The following is a 15,084-nucleotide window of genomic DNA, read 5'->3' on the forward strand; positions in this document are numbered from 1 at the left end:
TCAGGCCTCCGTTCCTTGATCGGCAGCCGGCTGTTCGGCCTGGGGCTCAGTCTGAGCCTTTTCTGGCTGCGTGTTTTCGCTTGCGCGTTCCTGGTTGCGCTGACGTCCACCGCGTCCCTGGCCTCCACGGCCGCCGCGACGGGGTCCGCGACGATCACCGCGGCGTCCGCCGCGGTTCTGCTGCTCAGCCTGCTGGCGAGCAAATTCGCGCTCGGTCATGTCGCCCTTGTAGATCCACACCTTGACGCCAATGCGACCAAAGGTGGTACGAGCTTCAAAAAAGCCGTAGTCGATGTTCGCGCGCAGGGTGTGCAACGGCACACGGCCTTCACGGTAGAACTCGGAGCGAGACATTTCGGCTCCACCCAGACGGCCGGACACCTGGACACGAATGCCCTTGGCGCCTGCACGCTGTGCGGACTGGATGCCCTTACGCATGGCGCGACGGAACGAGACACGTGCTGCGAGTTGCTCGGCGATGCCCTGAGCAACCAGCTGTGCGTCCAGATCGGGGTTGCGAACCTCGAGGATGTTGAGCTGGACCTGCTTGCCAGTCAGCTTCTCGAGAGATTGACGCAGGCGATCTGCCTCGACGCCACGACGTCCGATCACAATGCCGGGACGCGCGGTATGCAGGTCGACGCGCACGCGGTCGCGGGTGCGCTCGATGTCAACTTTCGAAATGCCGGCGCGCTCAAGGCTTTCAGACAAAGCGCGACGAATAGCAACGTCTTCGGCTACGTAATCTGCGTAGCTCTGGCCTTTGGTGGTTGAGTCGGAGAACCAGCGGGACCGGTGATCGGTGGTGATTCCCAGACGGAACCCGGTTGGGTTAACCTTCTGCCCCATTACTGGTCTCCCTTCTGCTTATCGTCCTTGGTGCCCACCACAATGGTGATGTGGCTGGTGCGCTTGAGGATCCGTCCGGCGCGTCCTTGTGCGCGGGGGCGGAAACGCTTCATAGTCGGGCCTTCGTCCACAAAGGCTTCGAGGACCAGCAGGTCGGCTTCGTCAAAAGCCTCCCCTGCCAGCTCAGCCTTGAATTTGGAGTTGGCGACAGCGCTGTGAAGCACCTTCTGGACATCGGTTGCGACGGCCTGCGGAGCGAACCGCAGAATGTCGGCTGCCTCCAGGACACGCTTGTTGCGAACTTCGTTCACCACGCGGCGTGCCTTCTGGGGCGTGACGCGAACGTAACGCGCCTGCGCCTTGGCTTCCATGAAATCCTGCCTTTTCTTCCCTAGGGCCGGCTCAGCGCCGACGTCCTTTGCGATCGTCCTTGTCATGGCCTCGGAAGGTACGAGTGGGAGCGAATTCTCCCAGCTTGTGACCCACCATCGCCTCGGTGACGAACACCGGGACGTGCTTGCGGCCGTCATGCACCGCAAATGTGAGGCCCAGGAAGTCTGGGGTGATCACTGAGCGGCGTGACCATGTCTTGATGACGGCTTTTGAATTGGTTTCGTTGGCCTTGTCGACTTTCTTGAGCAGGTGGTCGTCGACGAAGGGGCCCTTCTTCAAACTACGCGGCATATTTTCAGCTCCTTATCAGCGCTTCTTGCCGGTCCGGCGACGGCGCACGATAAGCTTGTCGCTGGCCTTGTTCGGACGACGGGTACGGCCCTCGGGCTTGCCCCACGGTGACACCGGATGGCGACCACCAGAGGTACGGCCCTCACCACCACCATGCGGGTGGTCGACCGGGTTCATCACAACACCGCGAACGTGGGGGCGCTTGCCCTTCCAACGCATACGGCCTGCTTTACCCCAATTGATGTTGGAGTGATCGGAGTTGCCGACCTCGCCAACAGTTGCACGGCATGCAGCGTCAACGTTGCGGATTTCACCGGAAGGCATACGCAGTTGCGCGAAGCGGCCTTCTTTGGCAACGAGCTGCACAGACGCTCCAGCGGAACGCGCGATTTGCGCGCCGCCACCGGGCTGCAGCTCAACTGCGTGCACGACGGTACCGAGAGGGATGTTACGCAGCGGCAGGCAGTTACCTGGCTTGATATCAGCCTGTGGGCCTGCTTCCACGCGGTCACCCTGATACAGGTTGGCTGGTGCCAGGATGTAACGCTTGGCTCCGTCCTCGTAGTGCAGCAGTGCGATGCGCGAGGTGCGGTTCGGATCGTATTCGATGTGAGCCACAACGGCGGGGATGCCGTCCTTGTCATGGCGACGGAAGTCGATCACGCGGTAGGCGCGCTTGTGGCCACCACCGCGGTGACGCGAGGTCACGCGGCCGTGCGCGTTACGACCACCGGTCTTGCTCAGCGGACGCAGCAGCGACTTTTCTGGCGTAGAACGCGTGATTTCAGCAAAGTCCGACACACTTGAGCCGCGACGGCCCGGCGTTGTGGGCTTGTATTTGCGGATTCCCATAATGTTCCTCTACCTCTCCGGCTGCCTTCAGGCCTGATCGCCGAAGATGTCGATGGTGCCTTCGCGAACGGTCACGATTGCTCGCTTGACGTCCTTGCGCTTTCCGATTCCGTTGCGGGTCCGGTATTCCTTACCCTTACGGTTCTGGGTCGCGACAGAGGCAACCTTGACACCAAAGATTGCCTCGACAGCAATCTTGATCTCGGTCTTGTTGGCGCGAGGATCAACTTCAAATGTGTACTTGCCCTGATCCATCAGGATCGATGACTTCTCAGTCACGACAGGCTTCAAGATGATGTCGCGCGGGTTCTTGGTGGATTCGAGTGCGCTCACTTGGTCTCCTCCTTAGTACCGAGGAAAGTCTCGAGGGCGCCCTTGGTGAAGATGACATCGTCGTTGTCGAGGACGTCATAGGTGTTGAGCTGATCAACCCACAGAATGTGAGTTTCCTGCAGGTTGCGCAGGCTCAGTGCCGTCAGATCTTCACCGCGTTCAAGGACCACCAGGACGTTGTCGTTGCCAGCAACGATTGTCCGCAGAGCTTTCAGAGCTGTCTTGGTGGACGGCTTGTCGCCCTCGAACAATGAAGTCACAACGTGAATGCGATCGTTACGAGCGCGATCGGACAGTGCGCAGCGCAGAGCGCCGACCTTCATTTTCTTCGGGGTGCGTTGTGCGTAGTTACGCGGCTGAGGTCCGTGAACCACTCCGCCACCGGTGAACTGCGGTGCGCGGATGGAGCCCTGACGAGCGTTACCGGTTCCCTTCTGGCGGTACGGCTTCTTGCCGCCGCCGGAAACCATGCCACGGGTCTTGGTCGCGTGTGTTCCCTGTCGGGCCGCAGCAAGCTGCGCCACGACGACTTGATGCATCAGCGGAATGTTCGCCGGCACGTCAAAAATTTCACCGGGCAGGTCGATCGTGTCGACCTTCTTGCCCTCACGGTCGAGCACATCGATCGTGCGCGTGGTTTGGTTATCAGTCATGTCACGCACCCTTCACGGACGTGCGAACCAGGACGATACCGTTCTTCGGGCCGGGGATTGCGCCGGTAATGAGCAGGAGGCCCTTTTCGGCGTCCACAGCCTGGATCGTCAGATTCTGAATTGTGCGGCGCGCATTGCCCATACGGCCGGCCATGCGCTGTCCCTTAAAAATGCGACCAGGTGTTGCACAGGCACCAATGGAGCCTGGCTTGCGGTGATTGCGGTGGGCGCCGTGAGAGGCTCCCACACCTGCAAAGCCGTGACGCTTCATCACACCGGCAAATCCCTTGCCCTTGGTGTTTCCGGAAACGTCAACATGCTGTCCCGCTTCAAACACGGTTGCGTCGAGTTCCTGCCCCGCTGCGTAGTTATCGGCCTCGGTTGTGCGAACTTCGGCTAGGTGGCGACGTGGTTCCACGCCTGCCTTGGCAAAGTGTCCCGCGAGAGGCTTTGTCACCTTGCGGGGGTCAATCTTGCCGTAACCGATTTGAATCGCAGAGTAACCGTCAACCTCTTCGGTACGCACCTGTGTGACGACGTTGGTGCCGACCTGCACGACAGTGAGCGGGACAAGACGCCCTTCGGCGTCCCATACCTGGGTCATGCCGAGCTTGCGGCCCAACAGCGCCGTCATGGGCGTGCTGGCCTTCTGCTTGGTATCAGTTGTCATTGCAGATGTCCTCAGAGCTTGATCTCAATATTGACGTCCGCAGGCAAGTCAAGACGCATAAGCGAGTCGACGGCCTTCGGAGTCGGGTCGATGATGTCGATGAGCCGCTTGTGTGTGCGCATCTCAAAGTGCTCGCGGCTGTCCTTGTATTTGTGGGGCGACCGAATGACGACGAACACGTTCTTTTCGGTCGGCAGTGGCACCGGGCCCACGACCGTGGCGCCCGCGCGTTGCACGGTCTCCACAATCTTGCGCGCGGAGCTGTCGATGACCTCGTGGTCATAGGACTTAAGCCGGATGCGGATCTTCTGTCCCGCCATGCCGTCTACCTCTTCTCGTACAGCTTCGTCACCGGTCCCCGCATTCGGGCGTGTCGCAATTCGCGACACATTCGTACGCGGTTTCCCTCGGGTGAGGGACGGACCGTTGTCTTATCTAAAGAACTCGGGCTATAAAGCCCGGCCAGATGTTGGTCTGGATGAGCCCCACCCTCGCGGGGCAACCTGATTAGTTTGACAGAAAACCCCTCGTTGGTTCAAGTCCGCTCAGGCAAAAACCGATGTGAATCACCTGACAACTAGCCTGCTATCCAGCTTTTATGCCTTGCTACGGGCCCACGGAGGCACATTCTGTCACCCTGCTGCCAAGAATTGTCGCCAGTATCACTATCGCTGGTGCACCCCCTCACTTACCCCAGCCTGCCCATCCGCACTATGCCCGCGTGCCATCCTTCCACCTCACCCTGTCTCTCTGCAGCCTGTCACTCGGCAGTCTGCCCTTCCACAATGTGCTCGTCGGTTCATTTCTCAGCGCTCACTTGCTCCCATCTCCACCTCATGCCCCTTCCCCACTTGATCCCCTCACCCCCATAGCCCCTTCTTCCGCTCGGGCCCTCCCCACTTAGTCCTGTCCCTCACTTGCCCTATCCCCCAGTTCCCAACTGTCGATCTGAGGGTCGAATCGACGATTCTCCGCTGAGACTTCCACGCATCACAGCTGGTCAAGGGCCTGCTAGGGAAGCAGGACCGGAAATTTCAGCCTTCAAATCGACACTCGGGTAGAGGGAGGGAAGTCTTAACGAAAAGATCTGCGGAGTATCCGTGTTCGAAGTTTTTTCGGAACTCCTTCGAGAAGCATTCGCAAACAATAGATGTTAGGTCTAGCACATAGGCATACCTACAAGATTGTTCGCGTAGCCGATCGGAGGAGTTCTTGCGGCGCCACCGCGCCTTCACTCCTAATCTCTGCAGAGACTTCTTTCCAGCACTGCCCTTTCCCCGCCTCTACCCATCTGTCGATCTCAAGGACACCTATGGAAGGACATCCCTTGGCGCGACTGCATCGGTGCAGGTCACAGCCAATTCACCTTCGTTTACTCAAACGGAATGCTGCCGAGATCGACAGTTGGGTAAACAACCGGTGGGAAACAGGCAGATAGACAGCTAGGAGCAAAAAGCTCGAGGCGGAACAGTTCAAAGTAGAACGGCTCAGGCCGGAACAGTTCGGAACGCAAGAAGAGATGGGGCCGGAACAGTTCGGAGCGCGAAAAGGTGCCAGACCCGAATTCGTTGGAGCATACAGCGCCATCGCCGCGTAATAGCGACAGAAAGCATATACACGCCCCTTGGCTATTGATCTCACGATCAGACAATGGGAAGCACGAATCACACTGGGCCGACAAAAGGGCGGAGAACGCTAAAGGCCGGAGCAGGCTAAGAGACGGACTACAGCTAGGAGCCGGAGCCGCCAAAAGACAGAGCACGAGAAAAGGGCGGCGCTACCAAAAGGCAGAACACGCTTCAGGCCAGAGGGCGCCAAAGGAATGGGCGCGCTTTGAAACAGAGCACGCAAAAAGACAGAAACGGCAAGAAGATACAGCAGCACAAAAAAGATGGGCTTGGAAGCATCTTTCGATGCCACCAAGCCCATCTCAGCTCATTCGGCTCACCGCCAGGCGCCCTCGTCAATACCGACTCAAACGGCCCAAACGGGGAACCTCGCGAGTGCCAGCGCCAGTTACAGTCGGCTCAATGCCAACTGTACCCAGCTACCGAATCACTTATCGATTTCGGTCACACGACCTGAACCAACGGTGTGGCCACCCTCGCGGATAGCGAAGCCCAGGCCGGGCTCCATTGCGATGGGGTGAATCAGTTCAACGGTGATTTCTGTGGTGTCGCCAGGCATAACCATCTCGGTGCCCTCGGGCAGCGTGATGACGCCGGTGACGTCCGTGGTACGGAAGTAGAACTGAGGACGGTAGTTGGAGAAGAACGGCTTGTGACGGCCGCCTTCATCCTTCTTCAGGATGTAAACCTGGCCCTTGAAGTTCGTGTGAGGCGTGATGGAGCCGGGGACGGCCACAACCTGGCCGCGCTCGACATCTTCGCGCTTCGTGCCACGCAGCAACAGACCGCAGTTCTCGCCTGCCCATGCTTCATCCATGGACTTGTGGAACATTTCGATACCGGTGACGGTGGTCTTCTGGGTCGGGCGGATGCCGAGGATCTCGACTTCAGAGTTCAGAGCCAGCTTGCCGCGCTCGACACGGCCGGTCACAACGGTGCCACGGCCGGTGATGGTGAAGACGTCCTCGATCGGCATCAGGAACGGCTTGTCGAGATCGCGCTCAGGGGTCGGGACGTACTCGTCCACTGCATCCATGAGCTCTTCGATTGCCTTCGTCCACTTCTCGTCGCCCTCAAGAGCCTTGAGTGCCGAGACGCGGATGATCGGGGCGTTGTCGCCATCGAAGTCCTGAGAGTTGAGCAGGTCGCGGCATTCTTCCTCAACGAGCTCCAGCATTTCCTCATCATCCACGGCATCGCTCTTGTTCAGAGCAACAAGGATGGTGGGGACGCCGACCTGACGGGCAAGCAGAACGTGCTCGCGGGTCTGAGCCATCGGGCCGTCGGTTGCTGCGACCACCAGAATTGCGCCGTCCATCTGGGCTGCGCCGGTGATCATGTTCTTGATGTAGTCAGCGTGACCGGGGGCGTCAACGTGTGCGTAGTGACGCTTCTCGGTCTGGTACTCCACGTGGGAGACGTTAATCGTGATGCCACGATCGCGCTCTTCAGGAGCGTTGTCGACGTTCTCGAACGGCGTGTACTCGTTCAGTTCCGGGTACTTGTCGTGCAGAACTTTGGTAATTGCTGCTGTCAGCGTCGTCTTGCCGTGGTCAACGTGTCCGATGGTACCGATGTTGACGTGCGGCTTGGTGCGCTCGAACTTGGCCTTCGCCACTTGTGTCCTCCTGGACTCGGGTAGATGTTCTCAGCCTATGGCTAGGTGTTAGCTTAACACCCACAGGGCGTGAGATCCTACAGGGTTTCTATTGAATTGGAGTGCGGATCTGCGCTGCAGCTTTCACACTGCCCCTTGACAGTGATCCCCGCCACCTCGCTCACCGGAATCCCGGCGCTATCCGTCTTGCGCTGCACTGACGCTCCGGTCTCGACCGATCGGTTCCGGCGCGGGACCCCCGCTACTGCGAAGTCCCCCACCGCTGACCGATCTGACCAGTGCAATCACGCAGTGCAACAGGCAATAGCACTACGGTACACCGATCGGGGTTGATCCGACCCCGTGGGACTCACTCGCCCCGAGACTTTCCGACGATTTCCTCTGAAACGCTACGAGGAACCTCGGCGTAGCTGTCGAACTGCATCGAGTACACGGCGCGTCCCTGGGTCTTGGACCGCAGGTCGCCAACGTATCCGAACATTTCCGACAGCGGAACTTGCGCGCGAACAACACGCACACCATGCTGCTCATCCATTGACTGGATGGCACCACGACGAGAGTTCAGGTCGCCGATCACGTCGCCCAGATATTCATCAGGCGTACGCACCTCGACGGCCATAATCGGCTCAAGAAGAACCGGCTTCGCCTTCTTGGCGGCTTCACGCATGGCCATTGAACCTGCGATCTTGAACGCCATTTCAGACGAGTCAACTTCGTGGTATGCACCGTCAAGAAGCGTGGCCTTGACATCCACCATCGGGTATCCAGCCAGAACACCGGAGTGCATGGCTTCCTGAATACCAGCGTTTACAGAGGGGATGTACTCACGCGGAACGCGGCCACCGGTGACTTTGTCCTCGAAGACGTACTCTTCTTCGGAATCGCTCGGCAGCGGCTCCAGCATGATGATGACGCGGGCGAACTGACCCGAACCACCGGTCTGCTTCTTGTGAGTGTATTCAAACTTTTCGACGGTCTTACGGATCGTCTCGCGGTAGGCGACCATCGGCTTGCCGACGTTAGCCTCGACCTTGAATTCGCGACGCATACGGTCAACAATGATGTCGAGGTGAAGCTCGCCCATACCACCGATGATGGTCTGGCCACTTTCCTGGTCCAGCTCAACGGTGAAGGTCGGGTCCTCTTCAGCCAGCTTCTGGATGGCGACGCCCATCTTTTCCTGGTCAGCCTTCGACTTCGGCTCGACAGCCACGTGAATAACGGGCTTCGGGAAGGTCATCGACTCCAGAACAATCTGATCGTTCAGGTCACACAGCGTGTCGCCGGTGGTGGTGTCTTTCAGACCGATCACAGCGTAGATGTGACCAGCGTGCGCCAGATCAACCGGGTTCTCCTTGTTGGAGTGCATCTGGAAGATCTTGGAGATACGCTCACGCTTACCCTTGGTCGAATTCATGATCTGGGAGCCGGCTTCCATCTTGCCGGAGTAGACGCGGATGAAGGTCAGCTTGCCGTAGAACGGGTGCGCCGCAATCTTGAATGCCAGCGCTGAGAAAGGCTCGTTCTCATCGGGATGACGAACGAGGTTCTCTACCTCAGAGTCATCACCAGGTTCGAAACCGCTGACGGATTCGATATCCAGAGGTGAGGGCAGGAAGCTGATCACACCGTCCAGCACGGGCTGAACACCCATGTTGCGCAGTGCGGTACCGCAGTAGACCGGGAAGGCCTTGCCTGAAACGGTCAGCGCACGCACGCCTTCCTTGATCTGGTCAACGGTCAGTTCGCCGTTTTCCAGGTAGGCTTCCATGAGCTCGTCGTTGCCTTCAGCGGCGGCTTCCATCAGAGCCTCACGGTATTCCTCGGCCTTGTCCTGCAGGTCGGCGGGAATCTCGCCTTCCTCGACGATGGCACCAAGGGTGGGCTTACCGTCTGCGTCAGTTGCCGGGTAATGGAAAGCCTTCATCGACAGCAGGTCAACGTTGCCTTCGAAGGTATCCTCGGCGCCAATGGGCAGCTGCATGACGATCGGGTTCGCTTTGAGGCGATCCTTGATGGTCTGCACCGAGTAGTAGAAGTCGGCGCCCAGCTTGTCCATCTTGTTGATGAAGCAGATACGTGGGACGTTGTACTTGTCGGCCTGACGCCACACGGTTTCTGACTGAGGCTCCACACCTTCCTTGCCATCGAAGACAGCCACGGCGCCGTCGAGCACACGCAGTGAGCGCTCAACTTCCACCGTGAAGTCCACGTGGCCAGGGGTATCGATGATGTTGATCTGGTTGCCTTTCCAGAAACAGGTCACAGCAGCCGAGGTAATCGTGATGCCACGTTCCTTTTCCTGGTCCATCCAGTCAGTGGTTGACGCACCGTCGTGCGTTTCACCGATCTTGTAGTTAATGCCCGTGTAGAACAGGATGCGTTCAGTCACGGTCGTCTTGCCGGCATCAATGTGAGCCATGATGCCAATATTGCGGACCTTCCTCAGGTCTGTTAGCACTTCTTGTGCCACGGAGTTGTCCTTCGCTTCGTCGTGCGTTCTTTCGGTGATCCCCATTAACGAGGGCGGAGCCCCGCTGGGGATTAAACAGCTGGCAAAAGTATTATTTCACGCAGCATGGTTGTCAGCGGCGTCAGAGGCCGCCCTCGGGAATGGAAAAATCACCAACGGTAATGGGCGAATGCGCGGTTCGATTCGGCCATCTTGTGCATGTCCTCGCGGCGCTTCACAGCGGCACCGAGGCCGTTGGACGCATCGAGAACTTCGTTAGCGAGACGCTCGGTCATGGTCTTCTCACGACGTTGACGCGAGAAGTCAACCAGCCAGCGCAGAGCCAGAGTGGTGGCGCGGGCCGGGCGAACCTCAACCGGAACCTGGTAGGTAGCGCCACCGACACGGCGGGAACGCACCTCAAGGGCTGGGCGGATGTTGTCCAGAGCGCGCTTGAGAACCACCACTGGATCCTGCTCGGTACGCTCACGCACTGTCTCGAGCGCGCCGTACACGATGCGTTCAGCCAACGACTTTTTGCCGTCGAGCAGAACACGGTTGACCAGTTGCGAGACGATCTTGGAACCGTAAACCGGATCGTCGACAAGCGGGCGCTTGGGAGCTGGGCCTTTACGAGGCATTACTTCTTCTCCTTCTTCGCACCGTAACGTGAACGAGCCTGCTGGCGGTTGCGCACGCCCTGCGTATCAAGTGATCCGCGGACAATACGGTAACGGACACCAGGGAGGTCCTTCACACGACCACCGCGGACGAGCACGATGGAGTGCTCCTGGAGGTTGTGTCCCTCACCTGGGATGTAAGCCGTCACTTCGATGCCTGACGAAAGGCGCACACGGGCAACCTTGCGCAGCGCAGAGTTCGGCTTCTTCGGGGTGGCGGTGTACACACGGGTGCACACGCCACGGCGCTGAGGCGAGCCCTTGAGCGCAGGCGTCTTCACTTTGCCGCGCTTGGAGCTGCGCCCTTTGCGGACGAGCTGCTGGATTGTAGGCACTGAAAAATTCTCCAGTCGTTGTGCACTCTGATGACTGTGTTTGCCTGTGTCAGCAGCTGCCCCGTTGTCGGGCCAGTGTCCGGTTGAATTTCGCTGCCGTGAGTTCGGCGGCGGATCGTTGCCGGTTGACGAGGGCAAGCCACGCATCGTCGTGCGTTTTCTTGTGTGGTGCCCGGCGTAGCGCAGGCACCCTGGCTTCAGTCAGCCCGATATTGTCAAGTCCCCCGACTGGGCAGCGTTGATCCATCAGGGGCCGGCGCGCCATGATGTCCGACGGTTAGCGTGCTGCTCAGCTTGTTCTGCTGTGCACCCAGGCTGTGGGGCCTGCTGCCCGTGCGGTCAGAGAATGACGCCCGGAGCTCCGATGGCACGAGGGCGAGGGGGCGATGTCCGTCCGCTCGGTATCCTCCTTGTGGAGCCCGATGCTTGTATCACCGGTTGTGGCGCTGCGTCTTGATCACTGGTGCGATCAGTGTCGCATCGCCGCCAGATCGTGTGATCAAGCGGTCAGGTGACCCGATGTACTCGGGTTACCGCATTTCAGCTTAGTTTGTGGGCGGCGGGCACGTCAATTGTGTACGGCGTGAGCTAAGGCGCATTCTGGACGGAGGCGCGGTCGGAGTGGATTGTTAGGAATGGAGTCACGGGAACTTCCGACGCCTCGCGGCAGGCCGCTTACGGCGACTGCCGGGCGACCTTCCAAGGAGGGCTTCCCATCGACCCCGTCCCTTCCTCCGCCCCTGCTCCTCTTACTCTTACTCTTACCCTTGCCCTTACCCAACTGTCGATTTCAGCACGATCTTCGGCACTACCTTTCATAAAAACTGTTCTTGACCTGCGGTTTTAAAAAACATCTTGTCGAATCGCGCCTCGAGATCGACAGTTGGGTGAAAGAAAGGAAGGGAGGGAGTAGTGGAAGGAAAGCGGAAAGATTGCCCGGCGACCTCCCTGCAGAAGTTGTCCCGATGGAATCGTGGAATATTCCAAGGCGAACCGACCAGAGGGAATCCTCACGGCCGAGGGTACCCGCCCGGCTCAAGCCGAGTTATCCACAAGTATCACCCCTACCACCACCGTATCCACAAGTTGCCGCTCTTATTGCCGCATACGCCGCTTCCCCATGTCATGCTCTTTCAGCCATGCAACTCGACATAACCGTCCGCACGCCCAACACAGCCATCACGCATCCAGCTCTATCGCCACACAGTCAGTGCTCGACAACTGGGCACCCTTAGAAAGGAGGTATCCGAGTGACCACCTACATCGAGCACCTTCACCTCGCCACAACCTCGCGCCACCGCCGCCTCAGCGCCCTTAAGAAACAAACTGGTCAGTACTACGCGCGCGTTAAGCGAGGCGTCACGTGGCGCATCGATCCCAGCGCTACCCAGAGTGAAACGTGGAAGATCCGCAATGATGCCGCCTTGGCACGGATTGCGGCCACCTGTCTGACGCATCCGCACGCGACATTCATAGGCCCATCTGCAGCTTTGCTCCACGGCCTGTGGTGCTGGGACCGTTCGCCTGACGTTCACATCCTTACGCATGGCAGACCAGGAAACGAATCCCCGACCTTGCCTCGGATTGAGATTCGTTGCGGCCACCCTCGGCGATCCCCCATCGAAGCAAGCAGAATTTCTATCCCAGCTGCCCGAATAATGCGACACCAGGTACCAGCTATCGGGCCGATACGCACGGTCAGAATCCGCGGATCCAGCATCGACCGCGGGCGTGAAAGCGACGTGTCGGGGTCGCGCCGTCGAATGCTGCTACGTGTGGCGACACTTGAGGACACGCTCATTTTGTGCGCTCTCACGATGCCGGCGAGCCACGCGTTCGTGACGCTATGCGACGGGATGCGTCGGCTGAGTCACTTCAACAAGCACCATCAGGACAGGTCTCGCAAGGCTGAAGAGCGTGTGCGAGCTGCTCTGGTCCGCCAGCTTAGTCGCTTTCCGAGGGGGCATCGCAATGTGGCTCGCGCGAGATGGCTCATACAGCATGCGGATGCGGGCTGCGAATCAATTGGCGAGGCGATGCTGCTGTGGATAGTTCGCAGTCGGAAGCTTCACGCTGTGCGCACACAGTTTGAAGTGCGCCAACGCCCAGCTGAGAGCCTTGTTGGAGCGCGCCCGGCGAGCGTGTACTTCATCGATATTGCTTTTCCGCGCGAGAAGGTCGCACTTGAATTTGACGGCCGCAGCAAACGAGGCGTGTCGCACTCACAGATCGCTCACTCTTACCAATCTGAGGGCAGGAGGCAGCGAGATTTGGAGGCGCGCGGCTGGGTTTTCGAACGCTTCATTTGGGACGATTTGCACCACCCTGAGCATTCGGCTGCGCGGATCGAAGCCCGGTTGCGTGGGACGCGCGTGGAAAGCGCTGATCGACGTATTGGTTCTCCGAATCGACGAGGGAGGCCGCGAGCGCCCGCGCGAGATCGGTGCCAACGAGTTGAATGCAGATGCCCTGAATGTGGTGCACTGTTGAATGTGCTTGCTTCGTGAAAGAACTGCCGAAAACTGCATGAAGGTGCCGAGCTCTACCTTGGTGGTACAGCTCGGCACCTAGAGACTAATCGGCGTGACTAAGCGTGCAAATCCGACAGGTCTTCGATCTGCGAATTAGTTGCTTACAGCGGCACACCAAGGTCTTTCAGGAAGTTGCGAGGGCCATCGTATTGGATCGCAATGAGGCCGGCGAACGCTGCGAGAGCGCCAAAAAGAACGAGCTTGAAGAGTTTCTTGATCACGGTGTCTCCTCCATTTGACTAGTGGATCAACGTAGTCAATTCTATGTGCTTCTCTGCGCCAATGCAGAGACTCGATACTGTTCTTCCGCCGTTAATAGTCTCCAATTCCCACCTCCTTCTCTCCCCTACTGTCGATTTCAAGGCCCATCCGACGGTTCTCTCCACGCATCTCGATCCACAAATGCCTGCTGGCCAGTGACGATGCGTGGGGCACCCTCGTCAATTGGGAGGATACGGCAGCCAAATCGACACTTGGGTGGACAGGGCGGCGGGGAGGGAAACAGCACCATTTTGCGACTGTGACAACCAAGATCTGAAGAAACCTCGGACACAAAATCGCCAGAGGTCTCGGAAGCGTCACGGCACTCAATGCCAGAGCCAAAAGGCCACATCACGGCGCTCTTAGTGCCCGTTATTTGCCCCTCCACTTTGGGCGTCGCCACTGTCAGTTTCCTCAGGCGCTGCGCCTTCGGCACCGATATCCTCTCCAGCCAACTCGGCCCTCCGGTAAAGGCGCTCCAGCGCGTGAGCTGCACCTTCAGCCTGCATGCCGTTCGTCCAGTAGAGCGAATGAGCCGAGCGCTGAATACCTGTGCGCCGGCTCCCCTGGCAAAATAGATCCTCCGCAACGCAAAAGTCACGAATCCGGGTGGCAAATTCAGCTAAAGCCTGCGAGTGCCGCGGCAACATCCCGTTAAAACGCGGATCGTAGTCGCCGCGGTTATACGGCATCGACCCAACAAAACCAGGATCACCGTATAGCTCGACGGCAGCAATCGCCTTCCGCGCAGGCTCACTCAGTCGCTCGACATCGCCCATGATCAGCCGGTCTTCAGGCTTGCTCAGCGTCTCAGCGACAACGATCGCGCCCTGCGAATAACCCACCAGCACGTATTTCTGATTCGGGCACCGAGCCGCGCCATCTTCAAGCATCGCGGTCAGAGCTAAAACGCCGTCTTCGACGGAAGCATTAACGTCAAAACTTGCGGGATATTCCAGCGCAATGGCACGCGCGTCTTTCGGCCATTTCTCAACGATCTCGCCCGCTACGGCATCAGTGAGGCCACCGCCGCCGGTCTCCTCATTCGTTCCACGCGCATTAATCGCCACGACGTCCACGCATTCTCCGGTGGTCATGAAAGACTGCTCGGCCGGATCGCTGGATTGGGACTGGTCGGGGGCAGGTTCGATGGGGTTGTCGGTTTCGATTTCCGATTGGTTCGACGAGGTTGACTGATTCGAAAGGGCGGATTGAGCGAGAGACTGCTCCGGCTCGGCAGGGCTGTTACCGGCCACACACCCGGCTGCAGTGAGTGCCGTCACAGCAATCAGCGCAGGTAGTCCGAGCTTTCTCATCCGTCACTCCCTCTCGGTTCCACCCAAATTCTACCCATTAACGAGGGAGACTCCCATCTACTGCTACACGCAGTACGCTCCAGATCGGCATCAGTGAGTTTTCTCGATGTTTCGGGCCGACTTTGACGATCCATATTCTGGGAATCGTCGGCAGATCTGTACTTTCCTTCTCCCTCTCCTTCCCTCTTTCCCCGTCTGTCGATCTGAAGAGGGTTCTGCTGC

The 15,084-nt window shown here is 58.8% G+C and carries 13 protein-coding genes; all 13 read right to left on the bottom strand.

Going from position 1 to position 15,084, the window contains the following annotated elements; translation table 11 throughout:
* A complete protein-coding gene (rpsC, locus tag HMPREF2975_RS08075) occupies window positions 1-849 on the bottom strand; it encodes a 30S ribosomal protein S3 (protein WP_058237162.1) in 849 nt (282 codons plus the stop codon).
* Window positions 849-1,220 carry a 50S ribosomal protein L22 gene (gene rplV / locus HMPREF2975_RS08080; RefSeq protein WP_058237163.1) on the bottom strand — a complete coding sequence of 124 codons (372 nt, stop codon included), beginning with the start codon at window positions 1,218-1,220 and terminating at the stop codon, window positions 849-851. Before rplV ends, rpsC begins: the two co-directional genes overlap by 1 nt.
* A 31-nt stretch (window positions 1,221-1,251) precedes the next feature.
* A complete protein-coding gene (gene rpsS, locus HMPREF2975_RS08085; protein ID WP_058237164.1) occupies window positions 1,252-1,533 on the bottom strand; it encodes a 30S ribosomal protein S19 in 282 nt (93 codons plus the stop codon).
* A gap of 15 nt (window positions 1,534-1,548) precedes the next feature.
* On the bottom strand, window positions 1,549-2,385 hold the full coding sequence (gene rplB, locus HMPREF2975_RS08090; RefSeq protein ID WP_058237165.1) for a 50S ribosomal protein L2: 837 nt from the start codon (window positions 2,383-2,385) through the stop codon (window positions 1,549-1,551).
* A gap of 27 nt (window positions 2,386-2,412) precedes the next feature.
* Window positions 2,413-2,718, bottom strand: a complete 306-nt coding sequence (gene rplW / locus HMPREF2975_RS08095) for a 50S ribosomal protein L23 (RefSeq protein ID WP_058237166.1) — start codon at window positions 2,716-2,718, stop codon at window positions 2,413-2,415.
* Window positions 2,715-3,371, bottom strand: a complete 657-nt coding sequence (gene rplD / locus HMPREF2975_RS08100) for a 50S ribosomal protein L4 (protein WP_058237856.1) — start codon at window positions 3,369-3,371, stop codon at window positions 2,715-2,717. The genes rplW and rplD overlap by 4 nt, the downstream gene beginning before the upstream one ends.
* Before the next feature lies 1 nt (window position 3,372).
* Window positions 3,373-4,041, bottom strand: a complete 669-nt coding sequence (gene rplC / locus HMPREF2975_RS08105) for a 50S ribosomal protein L3 (RefSeq protein ID WP_070726979.1) — start codon at window positions 4,039-4,041, stop codon at window positions 3,373-3,375.
* Window positions 4,042-4,052: 11 nt separating this feature from the next.
* Window positions 4,053-4,361: a 30S ribosomal protein S10 gene (rpsJ, locus tag HMPREF2975_RS08110; protein ID WP_058237857.1), complete on the bottom strand. Its 309-nt coding sequence runs from the start codon at window positions 4,359-4,361 to the stop codon at window positions 4,053-4,055.
* Window positions 4,362-6,096: 1,735 nt separating this feature from the next.
* Window positions 6,097-7,287, bottom strand: coding sequence for an elongation factor Tu (gene tuf / locus HMPREF2975_RS08115; RefSeq protein WP_058237169.1), 1,191 nt, complete (start codon window positions 7,285-7,287; stop codon window positions 6,097-6,099).
* A gap of 349 nt (window positions 7,288-7,636) precedes the next feature.
* The gene (gene fusA / locus HMPREF2975_RS08120; RefSeq protein WP_058237170.1) at window positions 7,637-9,760 is read right to left on the bottom strand and encodes an elongation factor G; all 2,124 of its coding nucleotides are present in this window, start codon (window positions 9,758-9,760) and stop codon (window positions 7,637-7,639) included.
* A 149-nt stretch (window positions 9,761-9,909) separates the two neighbouring features.
* Window positions 9,910-10,380 carry a 30S ribosomal protein S7 gene (gene rpsG, locus HMPREF2975_RS08125; protein WP_058237171.1) on the bottom strand — a complete coding sequence of 157 codons (471 nt, stop codon included), beginning with the start codon at window positions 10,378-10,380 and terminating at the stop codon, window positions 9,910-9,912.
* Window positions 10,380-10,754, bottom strand: coding sequence for a 30S ribosomal protein S12 (rpsL, locus tag HMPREF2975_RS08130; protein ID WP_058237858.1), 375 nt, complete (start codon window positions 10,752-10,754; stop codon window positions 10,380-10,382). The genes rpsG and rpsL overlap by 1 nt, the downstream gene beginning before the upstream one ends.
* A gap of 3,154 nt (window positions 10,755-13,908) precedes the next feature.
* Window positions 13,909-14,862 carry a cutinase family protein gene (locus tag HMPREF2975_RS08140; RefSeq protein ID WP_070726984.1) on the bottom strand — a complete coding sequence of 318 codons (954 nt, stop codon included), beginning with the start codon at window positions 14,860-14,862 and terminating at the stop codon, window positions 13,909-13,911.
* Between the last annotated feature and the right edge of the window lie 222 nt (window positions 14,863-15,084).

Origin of the sequence: Actinomyces sp. HMSC065F12, assembly GCF_001814535.1 — a bacterium.
Lineage (GTDB): Bacteria > Actinomycetota > Actinomycetes > Actinomycetales > Actinomycetaceae > Pauljensenia > Pauljensenia radingae_A.